Raw genomic sequence first — 13,714 nt, forward strand, 5'->3', positions numbered from 1 at the left:
GGCGAAATCGCCAGAAACCAACAATCAAAAAAACGGGCCGCCGAAACTGGTTCAGCGGCCCGTTTCAAATGTAGTGGAGGATTTATTTCTTCCCCGCCAGAATCTCCTCCACCACCAGCGGGTCGAGCAGCGTGGTTACGTCGCCGAGGTTGCTGGTTTCGCCTTCGGCCACTTTGCGCAGGATGCGGCGCATGATTTTGCCGGAGCGGGTTTTGGGCAGGCCCGATACGATTTGAATCTTGTCGGGCTTGGCGATGCGGCCTATTTCGGCCACCACGGCTTCGATGATGCTGGCTTCGGCCATTTGCAGGTCGAGGTCGGTGGTGGGCACGCCGTTTTTGCAGATGACGTAGGCGTAGATGCCCTGGCCTTTTACGTCGTGCGGGTAGCCCACCACGGCGCTTTCCACCACGTAGTCGCTTTGGTTAATGGCGTTTTCGATTTCGGCAGTGCCGAAGCGGTGGCCCGAAACGTTGATGACGTCATCGACGCGGCCGATGATGCGGTAGAGGCCGTTTTCGTCGCGGCGGGCCCCATCGCCGGTGAAGTAGTAGCCGGGATAGGGCGTGAAATACGTTTGGCGGGCGCGCTCGTGGTCGCCCCAGGTGGTGCGGATGACGCCCGGCCAACTGCCTTTGATGGCCAGGTAGCCTTCCTGGTCGTTGCCTTCGATTTCGGTGCCGTCCTGGTTCAGGAGCACGGGCTGCACGCCGGGCAGCGGCAGGCCGGCGCGGGCGGGCACGCTGGGCGTGATGCCGGCCATTGCCGAAATCATGATGCCGCCGGTTTCGGTTTGCCACCAGGTGTCCACGATGGGGCAGCGGCCCTTGCCCACGTGCTGGTGGTACCAGTGCCAGGCCTCTTCGTTGATGGGCTCGCCCACCGACCCGAGAATGCGCAGGCTGCTGAGCGAGTACGACAGCACGTTATCAATGGGCGTGGCCATGAGGCTGCGGATGGCCGTGGGTGCGGTGTAGAAAATGGTAACGTGGTGCTTGTCAATCACCTCCCAGAAGCGGCCCGCCGATGGGAACGTGGGTACGCCCTCAAACAGCAGCGTGGTGCTGCCGGCCAGCAGCGGACCATAGAGGCCGTAGGTGTGCCCCGTGACCCAGCCGATGTCGGCAGTGCACCAGTACACGTCGTTCTCTTCCACCTGAAACACGTTGCGGAAGGTGTAATCGGCCCAGACCATGTAGCCGGCTTGGCTGTGCACCACGCCTTTGGGCTTGCCGGTGCTGCCACTGGTGTAGAGGATGAAGAGCGGGTCTTCGGCGGCCATTTCCTCGGCCGGGCAGTCCTTGGACACGTCCTTCACCTCGTCGTGGTACCACACGTCGCGGCCTTCCTTCAGCTGCACGGGCCAGCCGGTGTGCTCTATCACGATAACGCGGCGCACGCTGGGGCAGAACTCCAGGGCCTCATCGACCACGCTCTTGACGGGAATTTGCTTGGGCCCGCGCTCCAGGGCATCGGCGGTGAGCACGAAGGCCGCCTGGGCGTCGTTGATACGGTCGGCGATGGCGGTGGCTGAGAAACCGGCGAAAATGACGCCGTGCACCGCCCCAATGCGGGCACAGGCCAGCACGGCAATGGCCAGGCTCGGAATCATGGGCATGTAGAGCACCACGCGGTCGCCCTTCTGCACGCCATTTTTCTTCAACACATTGGCAAACTGGCACACTTGCGTGTGCAGCTCGCGGTAGGTGAGGCGCAGGTGGCGGGTTTTGGGGTCGTTGGGCTCGAAGATGATGGCCAGCTTGTTGGCGCGCTGCTCGAGGTGGCGGTCGAGACAGTTTTCGGTGAGGTTGAGGGTGGCCCCATCAAACCAACGGCTTTCGCCGGCGGGCGAAAACTCGCCGCTGCGCACGGTATCCCACTTTTTGCGCCAGGTGAAGGGCTCCGCAGCGGCGGCCCAGAAGGCATCGGGGTCGGCCACAGACTGCTGGTAGTCGGCGTGGTATTCTTCGAGGGTACGGGTTCGGATTGCAGACATTTTTTTGAGTTAGGAGTTAGGAGTTGAGAGTTAGGAGTTGGCAAGGGGCAGCAGATGGGGCTTGCCCTCGGCTTGGCGCGGTGCGGTGCGCTAGGCGGAGGCTTTGGCCGTGAAAGCCAACCCCAGGCCGCGCCGCTGTAGGTCGGCGCGGATTTCATCCAGAATCAGGGGGTCGTCGATGGTGGCGGGCAGGGTAAAATCTTCGCCGTCGGCGAGCTGGCGCATGGTTTTGCGAAGGATTTTGCCGGAGCGGGTTTTGGGTAGGCGCTTCACCACCAGCGCGGCGCGGAAGCAGGCCAATGCCCCGATTTGGGCGCGCACGTTGGCCACCAAGTCTTTTTCGAGCTGCTCCTCTCCTATCGTCTGGCCGTCTTTCAGCACCACCAAGCCCACGGGCACCTGGCCGCGCAGCTGGTCGGCGATGCCCAATACGGCGCATTCGGCTACGGCCGGGTGGGCGGCCAGGATTTCCTCAATCTCGCCGGTGCTGAGGCGGTGGCCGGCCACGTTGATGACGTCATCGACGCGGCCCATGATGTAGGTGTAGCCATCGTCGTCGCGGTAGCCCCCGTCGCCGCTGAGGTAGTAGCCGGGGTAGGCACTGAGGTAGGCTTCGCGGAAGCGGACGTCGTCGTTCCAGAGCGTGGGGAAGCAGCCAGGAGGCAGCGGCAGCTTCACCGCCACCAGGCCGGTGGTGCCGGCGGGCACGGGCTGGCCGGCCTCGTCCAGGATATGCACGTCGTAGCCAGGCACAGGGTGGCCGGCACTGCCGGCGCGGGGGGCGGGCATTTCTTCCAGCCCGGCCAGCGTGGCCAGCATGGGCCAGCCGCTTTCGGTTTGCCACCAATGGTCCACTACCGGCACGCCCAGTAGGTGGCCGGCCCAGGCGTAGGTAGCGGGGTCGCAGCGCTCGCCGGCCAGGAAAAGGTGGCGCAGGCTGCTCAGGTCGCACTTTTTGGCCAGCAGCCCTTCCGGGTCTTCCTTCTTGATGGCCCGGATGGCGGTGGGCGCGGTGAACATCGCGTTGACGCGGTACTGCGCCACAATGCGCCAGAAGGTGCCGGCATCGGGCGTGCGTACGGGCTTGCCTTCGAAGAGCACGGAGGTGCAGCCCCGCAGTAGCGGCCCGTACACGATGTAGGAATGCCCCACGGCCCAGCCAATATCCGAAGCGGAGAAGATGACCTCGCCGGGCGCGAGGTCATACACGGTTTTCATGCTGAAGAACAGGGCTACGGCGTGGCCGCCGTGGTCGCGCACCACGCCCTTTGGCCGGCCAGTGGTGCCGCTGGTATACAGGATGTAGAGCGGGTGCGTGGCGGGCAAGGACACGGCGGGAACCGGGGCGGCGCGCAGCAATTCCTGGTAGTCGAGGTCGCGGCCGGGCTGCATCTCGGCGGTCACGAAATCGCGCTGGCACACCACGACATGGTCTGGCTGGAAGGTGGCTTTGGCCAAGGCTTCCTCCACCAGCGGCTTGTAGGGAATCACGCGGTCGAACTCCATGCCGCCCGAAGCGCAGATGATAACGCGGGGCCGGGCATCGTCTATTCTCACCGCCAGCTCGTGCGGCGCGAACCCTCCAAACACCACCGAATGCACGGCCCCGAGGCGGGCGCAGGCCAGCATGGCCACCACGGCCTCGGGCATGTTGGGCATGTAGATGAGGACGCGGTCGCCCATTTCCACGCCCAGCGCGCGCAGGCCGCCGGCCAGGCGGGCAGTAAGGTCCAGCAACTCGGCGTAGGTGTAGGTGCGCTGGGTGTGGGTCACGGGCGAGTCGTAAATCAGGGCCGGCTGGTGGGCACGGCCCTGCTCCACCTGCCAGTCGAGGCAGAGAAAGCTGGTGTTCAGCTCGCCGCCTTTGAACCAGCGGTAGAAGCCGTTAGCATCCTGGCTGAGAGGTTCGGTGGGCTTTTTGTCCCAGTGCAGGTGGGCGGCCTGGGCAGTCCAGAACCCGGCCGGGTCGGCCAGACTGGCGGCGTGGGTGGCGGCGTAAGAGCAGGCTGGTTTCATAGCGGGTGGGATTTGGGGGTGGTGGGATGTAGCACATGCTTTAGCTTGTGCGGCGTTGAACGGATTCGGCACGCGAGCACAAGCTAAAGCATGTGCTACGGGAACGTTACGTCGCCACGCCCAGCAGCTCCCGCACTTTCTCCATGAGCTGGCGGGTGCTGAACGGCTTGGGAATGTATAAATCGGCCCCGACTTCATAGCCCTTCTGCACGTCGGCCTCACGGCTTTTGGCCGAGAGGAAAATGACCTTGGTACCGGCGCGGTCGGGGCGCTGGCGCAGCTGGCGGCACACCTGCAGGCCATCAACATCGGGCATCATGATGTCCAGCAGAATGAGGTCGTAGGCGGTCTGGTCGATGGCGGCCAGGGCTTCGGTACCGTTGCGGGCAATGCCGACCTGGAAGCCATTCTTGCGCATCAGAAATTCGAGCGACATGACGATGTTGGGCTCATCATCGACAATGAGAATGTGGGGCGTTTTCATGGGTGGTGAGGCAGGAAAGAGAACAATAGGCACGGGGTGGGCAAGGGTAGTAAATGGTCATGCTTCGCTCCGCGCTACATGACGTTTCGGGTCGTACTCCGTTTCTTCCGGACCGCTTCCCGCCAGCGGCAGCTCGATGAAGAAGCGGGCCCCCTGCTCCAGGCTGCTTTCGACCCAGATGCGGCCGTGGTGCAGCTCTACAATTTTGCGGGTGATGGCCAAGCCCAGGCCGGTGCCTTCGGGCTTGCGGGTGGTCTGGTGCTGGGCCTGGTAGAACTTGTCGAAGATGAGGTGCTGGGCGGCGGGCGAGATGCCCCGGCCGTTGTCTTCCACGCAAAGCAGGAGCACATCGGCGGTGGGCCAGGCCAGTACCGCGATGCGGCCCTGGCCGTCGGGCCGGCAGGCTTTGATGGCGTTGGAAAGCAGGTTGACGAGCACCTGCATCAGGCGGTCGCGGTCGGCGTGGAGCACGGGCAGGTCGGCGGGCACGTCGACGTGCAGGGCGATGTGCTTGTCGCGCAGCAGCTGGCCTACAATGTCGAGAGCTTCGGCCACCAGCTCGTTCACTGCTATCGGGGCGCGGTCGAGGGTGGCTTGGCCGCTTTCAAACTTCTCCAAATCGAGCACCAGGGAGATGAGGCGGGTGAGGCGCTCGGCCTCGCGGCCGATGGTGAGCTGAAAGCGCAGGCGCTCCTCCTCCTCCAAATCGGGGTTATCGGCCAGAATTTCGGCCAGCGCGCGGATGCTGGTAAGCGGCGTGCGCAGTTCGTGCGTCACAGTGTAGAGAAATTCGTCTTTGCGGTGGTCGAGGGCCTGCAGCTGGTCGTAGGCGGCGCGCAGCTCGTCGGTGAGGCGCTGGAGCTGGCGGCTCTGCTTCTGCAGCTGGCGGTTGGCTTCGAGCAATTGCTGGCTTTCCTTGAGAATGCCCACCACGCTGTCGTAGCTGATTTGCTCGGCCCCGGCCACCGAGGCCACCAGCATGCGGGCGCTGGCCGGGCCCAGGCTGCCGGCCAGCAGCTTCTCGGCGTAGGTGAGCAGGCGCGGGTCGGCCGTGGTGAGGTGGTGAGGTGGTGAGGTGGTGAGTTCCTCCGAAGGTGAAGGCGGCATTGCGTCGGGGAACCGTGTGGCGAAGGTGCGCAGGGCCTGGTTGGTGCGCTTCTTCCCGAGGAAGCCGAGCAGTAGGGCACGCACGTCGGGAAATGGGGTGCGGCCCTGCCAGCCGGCCACTTCCTCGGCCAGGCTGCGACGCGTGAATACGTCCACGAACACGTCGGCCTGCCGCAGCTCCAGCGCCGTGGGCGGCCAGGCCAGCGAGAGGCCCACGTAGAGGCCGATATTGAAAAACCAGCTCCAGAACAGCCCGTGCGAGAGGTAATCGAGCCCATCGAGCCCAAAGAGCGAAAACGGCCGCAAGCCGCTGATGCCGCCCAGGCCCTCGGTCAGAATGGACTCGGGCAGCCGCCCCGGCCCTACCAGCGTGGGCAGCACCAGCGTGAAAAACCACACCGCAAACCCCGCCAGCAGCCCCACTGTGGCCCCGCGCCGGGTCCCGCCCTTCCAGTACAGCCCGCCCAGCACGGCGGGCACAAACTGCGCCACCGCCGCGAACGATACCAGACCGGTATTCACCAGCGGCAGGGCTTTGCCCACCTCGGCGTAGTAGCCGTAGGACAGCAGCAGCACCAGCACTACGGCCAAGCGGCGGCTTTCGAGGGCAACGCGGCCCAGGTAGGCAAACCAGCGCGTCTGGCCTTCGGGCCGGGCCGAGGGCACGCGCACCAGTACCGGCATCAGCAAGTGGTTGCTCATCATCACGCTCAGGGCAATGGTTTCGACGATAATCATGCTGCTGGCCGCCGACAAGCCCCCCAGGTACGTGAGCAGCGCCAGCCACGAATGCCCCGCCGCCAGCGGCAGGGCCAGCACGTAGGTATCGGCGTCGATGCCCGTGTGGCCCAGCTTCAGCATGCCCCCAAAGGCCACCGGCAGCACAAACAGGTTGATGATGATGAGGTAGAGCGGAAACAGCCACATGGCCTTGCGCAGGTGGTTTTCGTCCACGTTCTCCACCACCGCCACCTGAAACTGCCGGGGCAGCAGCAGAATGGCCGACATGCTGAGCACGAGCAGCGTGAACCACTCGGCCCCGCTCGTACCCGAGCCGCGCAGTGTGAACAGCTGCCGCAGGGCCGGCACGGCCGCCGCCTGGTCGAACACGTCGGTGAAGCCGTGAAACAGCCCAAACGTGACGAAAGCCCCCAGCACCAGAAATGCCACCAGCTTCAGCACGCTTTCCACGGCCACGGCCAGCACAATGCCCTCGTGCCGCTCGGTAGCCTCTACCGAGCGCACCCCGAACAGGATGGTGAACACCGCCAGCGCGCTCGTGGTGTAGAGGGCCGTGGTATCGGCCGGGCCGCCCACGCCCGCGCCACTCCCGGTAAGGGTGACGAACGAAGCCGCAATTGCTTTGATTTGCAGGGCGATGTAGGGCACAATGCCCAGCACGCACACCACCGTAACCAGCGCGCCCAACGCCGCGCTCTTGCCATAGCGGGCCGAAATAAAATCGGCAATGGAGGTGAGCCGCTGCTGCCGGCTCACGCGGATAATCTTGCGCAGCACCAGCCACCACACCGGGGCCAGCAGCGTGGGCCCCAGGTAAATGCCCACAAACTCCAGCCCGTTGTGCGCGGCCCGGCCCACCGAGCCGTAGTACGTCCAGGCCGTGCAGTACACGGCCATGCTCAGGGCGTACACGTAGGGGTTGCTCACCAGGCTTTTCCGGGCGGCCGAACGGCGCTCGGCGGCGTAGGCCACGCCGAAAAGCAGGACCAGGTAGCCGAAGGAAAAGCCGATGACGAGCAGCCTGGACATTTTTTTAATTAAAAATTATGAATTAAGAATTAAAAATTCAGGGTGTAATAAGTGCATCTGTTTGGGTTGAGTACAGACCTAACTTCCATTTTTAATTCTGCCTTCTTAATTTTTAATTCCTCCTCGCGTCAGCCAGGCGGTTAAGCCTACCAGCGCAATCCAGGTCAGCAGCACATAGAGGTACAGTACCGGCACGCCGCCCACGCGCCCGTCGTGGTCGAACAAGCCCAGCAGCGGGTAATTGAGCAGCACCCCGAACAGCACCGCGATGAACAGCAGGCGCGGCCCCCGGCGCGGCGCGGGGCGGTCGGCGGGCACGAGATTGGGCAGGGAGTTATCGGGAGCGTCGGACATGATAGCGGGGCAGCTTGGGATGGCCAATCTAAGAAAAAGTCCGCCGGGCGCGGGGCCCGGCGGACTTTCACCTGGTCGCAGCGCGCGAACGGGTTAAGCGGCGGGCTGCTGCTCGTCAATCAGCTTCACGTTGCGCACGTCCTTCATCAGGGCCATACCAATGATGAAACAGATGAGGGCAATGGTGACCGGGTAAACCAGGCCCAACAGACTGCTATGCTCTTTGGCGAAGGTGCCGGCCGGCTGGGCGGCGGCCCACACGCCGATGGACGTGGCAATGAGGGGCACAAAGCCGCCAAACACGCCGTTACCAATGTGGTACGGCACCGACAGGGAGGTGTAGCGCACGCTGGTCGGGAACAGCTCGACCAGGTAAGCCGCGATGGGGCCGTACACCATCGTTACGAACGTAACGAGGCAGAACACCATGGCAATCATGCCCGGGATGTTGGGCGTGAGGGCCTTCATCACGGCGGGCACGGCTTTGCCGGCGGCATCTACCGTGGCGGGCGTAATTTCCGAGAGTGGTCCGGCAAACGCCTTCAGGCCATAAAAAAGCGGAACGGTGAACAGGGCTCCGCAAATCATACCGGTCATGATGATGCGCTTGCGGCCAATGCGGTCGGACAGCGAGCCGAAGTACACGAACAGCGGCGTGCCCAGCAGCATGGCCACCACCATCACGATACTGGAATTCACGATGTCGAGCTTAAGCGTGGCATTCATGAATGTGAAGGCTTGAAACTGGCTGGTGTAGAAAATAACGCCCTGGCCCATGGTCACGCCAAAGAGGGCGATGAGGACGAGGCGACGGTTCACGGGGTTCATGAACGAATCGCGCAGGGGGCTTTTGCTGGTGGTGCCAGTGGCCTTGGCCTTGGCAAACAGCGGCGACTCGTGCAGCTGGCGGCGGATGTAGTACGAAGCCACCAACAGGAAGCCCGAAAGCAGGAACGGAATGCGCCAGCCCCACTCCTTAAACGCATCCTCCCCCATCAGCTTGCGGGTGATGAGAATAACCGAAATGCTGAGGATGAGGCCGCCGGTAGCCGTTATCTGGATAAAGCTGGTGAAGTAGCCCCGCTTGGCATCGGGGGCATACTCGGCCACGTAGGTCGCGGCCCCGCCGTATTCGCCGCCCAGGGCCAGGCCCTGCAACAGGCGCAGCACCACCACAATGGCCGGCGCGGCCAGCCCGATTTTGTCGTAACTCGGGATAAGGCCGGTGATAAACGTGGCCCCGCCCATAATCAGCAGCGTAACGAGAAAGGTATACTTGCGGCCAATCATGTCGCCGAGCCGGCCAAAGAACATGGCCCCGAATGGCCGCACCACGAAACCAGCCCCAAATACGGCCAGCGCCCCCAGCAGCGTGTCTTCAATCTTGCCTTTCGAGCCAAACAGCACCGGCCCGATGATAGCCGCCAGCGAACCGAAAATGTAAAAGTCGTACCACTCGATGACCGTGCCTACCGACGAGGCCGTGATAACCTTCCAGATGGTGCTGGTGGAGGTGGTGTTGTTATCGTGCGCAACCGCAGTGTCAGCCACGTAGGGCGGGTTTAGACTCTGTTCCATACTGTTTTAGTCAAGAAAAAGGGTTAGCAAAGCAAGAAGAAGCAACAAGCCGGGGCCTACAGGAATACCTGCGTTTGCAGCGAGATTTCGGGGCGGTACTGCACATCGTTCAGGTTGGTGAAGTCGGGCCGGGCGCGGTAGTTGATGGTCACTTTGGCGTTATGGCCATCGAGCAGCACGTTCAGGCCCGCATCGGTGATGTTCACGCCCTGGGTATCGCCGGCGCTGTTTTTCAGGCCCTCGTAGTTGGCGTGCTGGTAGGCGATGTAGGGTTGCAGGCGGGCCTTGGCACCGAGCGTATTCTTAGGCAGCAGGAAGCCCACCTGCCCGTAGAAAACTCCCCCCGTGCCCGACAGTGGGACGGCGTTGCCACGCAGGGCGCTGGCACCGTAACCGGGGTTCTCGGCCCCCACAAAGCGCACGTGGTTTGGGCCCATGTTGTAGTTGTAATACACGCCGTAGAGCGTGATGGCCGTGCGGGAAGCCGTATCGAGCGGCACGTCGTAAAAGGCATCGAAGCCCAGCATCACCATATCGTGCTTATTGGTAGCGATGGTGCCAAACGGGTCGGCCGCCACGCCGGGCGTCACGGCGACGGCGCTGCCGGCCGTGCGCGAGTACATGGCGTCCTTGTTATACAAAAAGCCCGTGCCGATGCTGAAAACCCGCTTCGTGCCCAGGTAAGTACCCTGGGTGTAAGGCAGCAGGTTCGCCTCGGGCTCCAGGAAGTTATAGCTGAAGTAGCCCTGGTATACGTGGCTGGTATTCTGGGGGTTGTAGTTGGCTACGCCGGTGCCGGTGCTCACCCCACCCGTGGTAGTGCCCAGGCTGAGCGGGTTGCTGGCCTGGTTGGTCAGGAAAGCGTCGTCCATGGCCACGCGGTAGTCGAACTTACCGATGCGGCCTTTGGCGTAGATGCCCAGCCAGCGCGCAAACTGGTCGGTTTGCTCAATGGTGGGGAAGTTGGTGAGCGGCAGGTCCATCGGCAGAATGCTGGTAGTGCTGGCGTTGGTGAGGCGCGAGATGCCGTTGTAGTAGTGCAGGCCCGCGCCCAGGCTCAGGTACTTGTTCACCTTGTACTCCGTCACGGCTTCGTGAATGAAGAACTGCGGCTTTTTGCCGTCGGTGGTGGGGGCCACGCCGCCGCTCACGGCGTTCTGGTTATTGATGCCCAGGTGCGTGTACACCAGGAACCGGGGGTTCAGCTGGGCCATTACCACCATGCGCGAGCGGCGCAGGCCGAAATCGACCTGGCTCGATTTGGGTACGCCGGGGGCGCGCAGCGTGCCGGTGTTGTTCTCGGTGTAGCGGGCATAAACCTGCGTCCAGAGCAGGATTCGCACGTATTTGGAGCCGTCGGGCGAGAGGTTCATCTTCAGGCCCCCGCCGTAGGGAGCCGACTTGGTAGGCGCGGCCGGCGCGGGAGCCGGGGCCGGGGCGGCCGGCGGCGGCGAGGTCGGATTACCGACGGGTGGCGGCTGCACCTGGGCCGACACCGCTTCGGCGGCCAGCAGCGCAGTAAGGGTCAGCGCGTAGCGAGAAAATTGCATGGGTTTGTGGGAATAGTTGGAAAAGAGAGCAGCAAAACCAGCGCGGCCTATTGGAAGTCGCCAATCAGTTTCCCCAAACCTATACATTCCCGGCCCGATGCCGCCGCGCGGGCTATAGTTGCGCCCCGCAGCTATAGCTCAGCTCCCCCGGAACCGTTCCCAACGAATCACCATAAACTTGTCGCCCAGCTCCGTTACCATCATACCAGCCCCTTTCAGGTTGCCGGGCTGTTGAAAAAACTCTGCCAGCTCCTTGTGGTTGAGTATTTTATAGGTCGGATGATAGTCGGGCTGGCGCGGGGCTTTCACGCCATATTTCTTCACCCAGTTCATCACGCTCACGTGGCTCACGCCCAGCAGGCGCTCAATCTCGCGGTAGCTCACGCCCTCGATGTAGAGCTGCAACGCCTTGATGACGTAGTAGCTATCTACCTCGCGGCCCACCTTAGCCACCGTATAGTGGTAGCCGCACGCCCGGCACTTAAACCGTTGCCGTCCGCTGATAACGCCACTTTTGGTGGCTTCGTCCGAATCACACTTTGGGCAGGTGGGCGCATTCATAGGGCACAATCAGTTGGAGAGACACCCAAAGCTACAGTTATTTACCAAACATATATCAGTTTAGCAAATATATCGTCTCCGCTGCATACTCAGCCGCCCGTCAACACCGTTGCCAGCAGCGCATCCACGGCCAGGGCCAGCCGGCGCATATCGAGCCGGGCCAGGGTGTCGGTGGTTTGGTGGTAACTCTGGTTGCGGTAAAAAGCGGTGTCCGTGAGCAGCACCGCCGGATAATCAAACTTCCAATAGTTGAGATGGTCGGAAAAGTCGATGCCCGGCAGCCAGGCCGGGGCCTTGAAGCGTTTCACGGGCAGCCCGGCCACCTGCCGGTACCGCCGGGCAAAGCGCCGCCCAAAAGGCCCGTTGCCAAATTTCTGGGCCACCGTTACGTAGTTGCCCCGGCTGCCATAGATGAATTTCAGCGGCCCGATGGGGTAGTGCTGCGAGCCCCGGCGGTCGTCGTAGTAGCCCAGCATTTCGAGCGCCACCATGCCGCGCACCGGTATTCCGGCCGCTTTCAAGGCAGCCGCGTGCACGTAGCTGCCCATGTTTGCCGTGCGGAAAAACGGCGGCTCCTCCAGCGTGTAGGCCACCAGCTCGATGCGGTACGGCAGGCTGGCCTGCTGGCCCAGCAGGCGGGCCAGCTCCAGCAGGGCCGCCACGCCGGTGCCGTTGTCGTCGGCCCCCGGCTGCTCGCCACACACGTCGTAGTGCGCTCCTATTACCAGGCGCGGGCCAGCCGCCGGACCGAAGGTGCCCAGCACGTTGCGGTAGGTGCGGCCCTGCACCTGGTAGGGCTGCTCCCCCACTTCGTGCGCGCCGGCCGCCCGCAGCCGTCCTGCCACGTAATCCGCCACCGAATCGAGTACGGCTGGGTGCGTGTAGTTGCGCGGCTGCGGCATAGTGGTGAGATACGTGAGGTGCTGGCGCAGCCGGGCGGTGTCGGCGGCAGCTACGGAGCGGGGCGGCACCACCTGGGCCAGCGCGGGCCGCCCCGGCAGCAATAGCAATAGCAATAGCAGCAGCGTCGGTAAAATCGTTTTCATGCCAGCAAGCTACTCAACCTCGTTGCATTGCATTTTGAAGCTGTTTAGCAAGTCTTGAAATCTGTCATCCTGAGCTTGCGAAGGACCTTATCTCCGCTGAACGACACTTGTTCGACGAAATACCAAGCATGAGAAGGTCCTTCGCAGGCTCAGGATGACAGACCCGTAAAAGAATCGGCTTTTTAGACAGCTTCTTTATAATAGGCCCGGGGCTGTCGTTTTTTACTTCGCGACCTGGGTTAAGTAGCTTTGGTCACTCAACCCACCGTCCTACGCTAATGCTCGCGCCCAAGCCCGCTTTCCACTCCCTCACCCCCGCCGACCTCACCCCCGCCCAGTGGCACCCTTTCCTGGTGGGAGCCGTGGCCCCGCGCCCGGTGGCCTTCGCCAGCACCATCGACGCCGAGGGCCGCGTGAACCTGAGCCCCTACAGCTTTTTCAACGCCTTCAGCTCCAACCCGCCCATCCTCGTGTTTTCGCCCGCCAACCGCGTGCGCGACAATAGCCAGAAGCACACCCTGCAAAACGTGCGCGAGGTTGCTGAAGTCGTCATCAACATCTGCGACTTCGCGCTGGTGGAGCAGATGTCACTGTCCAGCACCGAGTACGGCAAGGGCGTGAATGAATTTACCAAAGCCGGCCTCACCGAGTTGGCATCGGAGTTGGTGCGCCCGCCCCGCGTGGCCGAAGCGCCGGCCGCCTTCGAGTGCGTGGTGGAGCAGATTATTGAGCTGGGCAAGAATAACGGGGCCGGCAACCTCATCATCTGCCGGGTGGTGCGAGCGCATTTTCGCCAGGATATTCTGCTGCCCGATGCCAACGGCATCGACCCGTTTAAGCTCGACGCCGTGGCCCGGCTGGGCGGCGACTGGTACTGCCGGGCCAGCGGCAGCAGCCTTTTCGAGGTGCCCAAGCCCAACCGCCACATCGGCATCGGCATCGACCAGTTGCCCGAGCACCTGCGCACCTCCGACGTGCTCACCGGCAACGAACTGGGCCGCCTCGCCAACATCGAGCACAATGCCCTGCCTACGCCCGAACAAGTCGAGGAATTCAAAACCGAGCCCATGGTGGCCTACCTGCTCAACAAGCACCGCGACGATGCTCCAGAGCTGGAGCGGCAGCTGCTACAGCTGGGCCGCCAGCTGCTGGCCGAAGGGCGGCTGGTGGAGGCGTGGCAAGCACTGTTGCTCAAAAGCTGATAATGGCCCCAATTGGGAAGCCATCCGGGAGCTGACTCAAAATGGATGCT

Annotated in this window: 10 protein-coding genes; 1 reads left to right on the top strand and 9 read right to left on the bottom strand. The window is 63.0% G+C overall.

Features of this window, described 5'->3' with window-relative positions; translation table 11 throughout:
* Positions 1-82: 82 nt before the first annotated feature.
* The 9 genes from acs to HBN54_RS09570 all read right to left on the bottom strand — a co-directional run bounded on the left by acs (position 83) and on the right by HBN54_RS09570 (position 12,462).
* Positions 83-1,996 carry an acetate--CoA ligase gene (acs, locus tag HBN54_RS09530; protein WP_168672953.1) on the bottom strand — a complete coding sequence of 638 codons (1,914 nt, stop codon included), beginning with the start codon at positions 1,994-1,996 and terminating at the stop codon, positions 83-85.
* 90 nt (positions 1,997-2,086) lie between these two features.
* A complete protein-coding gene (locus tag HBN54_RS09535) occupies positions 2,087-4,012 on the bottom strand; it encodes an AMP-binding protein (RefSeq protein ID WP_168672954.1) in 1,926 nt (641 codons plus the stop codon).
* A 106-nt stretch (positions 4,013-4,118) separates the two neighbouring features.
* Positions 4,119-4,496, bottom strand: coding sequence for a response regulator transcription factor (locus HBN54_RS09540; protein ID WP_168672955.1), 378 nt, complete (start codon positions 4,494-4,496; stop codon positions 4,119-4,121).
* Positions 4,497-4,553: 57 nt separating this feature from the next.
* Positions 4,554-7,373, bottom strand: coding sequence for a sensor histidine kinase (locus HBN54_RS09545; protein WP_168672956.1), 2,820 nt, complete (start codon positions 7,371-7,373; stop codon positions 4,554-4,556).
* A 105-nt stretch (positions 7,374-7,478) separates the two neighbouring features.
* Positions 7,479-7,727 carry a hypothetical protein gene (locus tag HBN54_RS09550; protein ID WP_168672708.1) on the bottom strand — a complete coding sequence of 83 codons (249 nt, stop codon included), beginning with the start codon at positions 7,725-7,727 and terminating at the stop codon, positions 7,479-7,481.
* A gap of 93 nt (positions 7,728-7,820) precedes the next feature.
* Complete coding sequence (locus HBN54_RS09555) at positions 7,821-9,305, bottom strand: MFS transporter (RefSeq protein ID WP_168672957.1); 1,485 nt, start codon at positions 9,303-9,305, stop codon at positions 7,821-7,823.
* 56 nt (positions 9,306-9,361) lie between these two features.
* Positions 9,362-10,855, bottom strand: coding sequence for a hypothetical protein (locus HBN54_RS09560; protein ID WP_235955458.1), 1,494 nt, complete (start codon positions 10,853-10,855; stop codon positions 9,362-9,364).
* 138 nt (positions 10,856-10,993) lie between these two features.
* Positions 10,994-11,416, bottom strand: coding sequence for an IS1/IS1595 family N-terminal zinc-binding domain-containing protein (locus HBN54_RS09565; RefSeq protein WP_168672958.1), 423 nt, complete (start codon positions 11,414-11,416; stop codon positions 10,994-10,996).
* A gap of 89 nt (positions 11,417-11,505) precedes the next feature.
* Positions 11,506-12,462, bottom strand: coding sequence for a M28 family peptidase (locus tag HBN54_RS09570; RefSeq protein ID WP_168672959.1), 957 nt, complete (start codon positions 12,460-12,462; stop codon positions 11,506-11,508).
* Between the two features lie 278 nt (positions 12,463-12,740).
* Here HBN54_RS09570 and HBN54_RS09575 point away from each other — a divergent pair, with 278 nt between their 5' ends.
* Complete coding sequence (locus HBN54_RS09575) at positions 12,741-13,664, top strand: flavin reductase family protein (protein ID WP_168672960.1); 924 nt, start codon at positions 12,741-12,743, stop codon at positions 13,662-13,664.
* Positions 13,665-13,714 lie beyond the last annotated feature (50 nt).

This window comes from Hymenobacter artigasi (assembly GCF_012275535.1).
Classification (GTDB): domain Bacteria; phylum Bacteroidota; class Bacteroidia; order Cytophagales; family Hymenobacteraceae; genus Hymenobacter; species Hymenobacter artigasi.

What these genes read in the sequence shown, in the direction of transcription:
- acs (WP_168672953.1), bottom strand. Translation starts at nt 1,996, where the DNA reads ATGTCTGCAATCCGAACCCGTACCCTCGAAGAATACCACGCCGACTAC.
- HBN54_RS09535 (WP_168672954.1), bottom strand. Translation starts at nt 4,012, where the DNA reads ATGAAACCAGCCTGCTCTTACGCCGCCACCCACGCCGCCAGTCTGGCC.
- HBN54_RS09540 (WP_168672955.1), bottom strand. Translation starts at nt 4,496, where the DNA reads ATGAAAACGCCCCACATTCTCATTGTCGATGATGAGCCCAACATCGTC.
- HBN54_RS09545 (WP_168672956.1), bottom strand. Translation starts at nt 7,373, where the DNA reads ATGTCCAGGCTGCTCGTCATCGGCTTTTCCTTCGGCTACCTGGTCCTG.
- HBN54_RS09550 (WP_168672708.1), bottom strand. Translation starts at nt 7,727, where the DNA reads ATGTCCGACGCTCCCGATAACTCCCTGCCCAATCTCGTGCCCGCCGAC.
- HBN54_RS09555 (WP_168672957.1), bottom strand. Translation starts at nt 9,305, where the DNA reads ATGGAACAGAGTCTAAACCCGCCCTACGTGGCTGACACTGCGGTTGCG.
- HBN54_RS09560 (WP_235955458.1), bottom strand. Translation starts at nt 10,855, where the DNA reads ATGCAATTTTCTCGCTACGCGCTGACCCTTACTGCGCTGCTGGCCGCC.
- HBN54_RS09565 (WP_168672958.1), bottom strand. Translation starts at nt 11,416, where the DNA reads ATGAATGCGCCCACCTGCCCAAAGTGTGATTCGGACGAAGCCACCAAA.
- HBN54_RS09570 (WP_168672959.1), bottom strand. Translation starts at nt 12,462, where the DNA reads ATGAAAACGATTTTACCGACGCTGCTGCTATTGCTATTGCTATTGCTG.
- HBN54_RS09575 (WP_168672960.1), top strand. Translation starts at nt 12,741, where the DNA reads ATGCTCGCGCCCAAGCCCGCTTTCCACTCCCTCACCCCCGCCGACCTC.